We start from the raw sequence: 1,685 nt of genomic DNA, 5'->3' as shown, positions 1-1,685 counted from the left end.
CTTAGCTACCCCCACACCCCGACAAGCTAAGCCTAAGTGTTGAAGTAGCGGGCTGCCGGATGGTAAGCAACGATGGCGGTGGTGGACTGTTCCGGATCCAATTGATCGCTTTCGTCCATGGTGAGGCCAATGCGCTCGGCCTGGAGCACCTGCAGCAGAACCCGTTGGTCGGCGATGTTGGGGCAGGCGGGATAGCCGAAGCTGTAGCGGGATCCCCGATAGCCCTGGTGCAGGATCTTGCGGATGTCGGGGCTATCTTCGTGGCCGAACCCCAGCTCCCGCCGGATGCGGGCATGGCACCATTCCGCCAGGGCTTCCGCCAGGGTCACAGCCAGGCCGTGGAAATACAGGTAGTCGGTGTACTGGCCTTCGGCAAACAGGCGCTGGGCATAGGCGGTGGCCTCTGGGCCCACCGTAACCGCCTGCATGGGGAAGACATCTACTAGGCCAGTGGAGCGATCGGCAAAGAAGTCAGCGATACAGTAGCGGTGGCCGCTCTTTTGGCGGGGGAAGGTGAAGCGGGCCAATTCCCGCACCCCTGGAGAGAGTTGCGGGCGCTCTACCGTGGGCAGTTGGAAATAGGTGGTGGAGCCTGGCTCCAGGGCAAACAGCTCCGGGAAGCTGGCCGGGTCGAACAGGATTAGAGTGTTTCCTTCCGCCTGCGCCGGGAAATAGCCGTAGACCACTTGGGGGTGCAGCAGATCCTCAGCCAGGATCCGCTCTTTCCAGCGCTCGATCACCGGCTCCACCTGGGTGGCGATAAACTCGGCAAACTCCTCCGCCGACTGGTCGCGGGGCTTGCGAATCTGCCACTGGCCGGCTACCAGGGCCTGCTTGTCGATGTAGAAGAAGACCTCTGGCCAAGGGATCTGATCTGAGGTGAGAAGTTTGGATCCCCAGAAAGGCGGGATGGGTCGCTCGGTCTCCAGGGCAACGGCTTCAGAGCGGCGGGTGTCTTGGGACTCGGAGAGGGTGAGGGCGGGAGCAGCTCCCACGGTGGTCTCCGCAGGGGGCAGGCTGGGATCCGTTTCCTCTGGAACCCAAGAAGCCTCTTTCTGGCCATTGGCAGAGGGGGATCCCTGCTCTAGGTCGTCCAGAAAACCCAGCCGGTCATCCCAGCGGCCAGCAGCCTTGGCCTGCATCAGCCGATCCATAAAGTGGAGATCGACGAAGGCGTCGCGGCCATAGATCACCTGGCCTTTGTAGGTCTGGCGGCAGTCTTCTTCCACAAAGCGGCGGGTAAGGGCCGCCCCTCCTAGGATGACCGGCACGGTGATGCCCCGCTCGTTAAACACCTCCAAATTCTCTTTCATAAAGGCCGTGGATTTCACCAGCAGGCCGCTCATGGCAATGCAGTCGGCCTTGTACTTTTCATAGGCTTCGATGATGTTCTCCACCGGCTGCTTGATGCCCAGGTTGATGACTTTGTAGCCGTTGTTGGTGAGGATGATGTCCACCAAGTTTTTGCCGATGTCGTGGACATCCCCCTTGACGGTGGCAATCAAAAGAGTGCCTTTGCACACTTCCCCTCCCACCTTTTCCATGAAGGGCTCCAGGTATTTCACCGCCGCTTTCATGGTTTCTGCCGACTGCAGCACAAAGGGCAGTTGCATCTTGCCGGCACCGAACAGCTCCCCCACCTCCTTCATGCCGTCCAGCAAAAAGGTGTTGATGATCTCCAGGGG

The 1,685-nt window shown here is 60.4% G+C and carries 2 pseudogenes; both read right to left on the bottom strand.

The features are described 5' to 3' along the window. Positions 1 to 32 precede the first annotated feature (32 nt). A pseudogene (locus NW856_RS10095) lies at positions 33 to 956 on the bottom strand (vitamin B12 dependent-methionine synthase activation domain-containing protein); the annotation flags it as partial. Between the two features lie 134 nt (positions 957 to 1,090). Then, positions 1,091 to 1,685, bottom strand: a pseudogene (locus tag NW856_RS10090) (cobalamin-dependent protein); the annotation flags it as partial.

The organism is Synechococcus sp. R3-13 (assembly GCF_047462195.1).
In the GTDB taxonomy this organism is placed as follows: domain Bacteria; phylum Cyanobacteriota; class Cyanobacteriia; order Thermostichales; family Thermostichaceae; genus Thermostichus.
The sequence above is the reverse complement of the archived record's forward strand: the minus strand, read 5'-3'. Positions and strand labels throughout refer to the sequence as shown.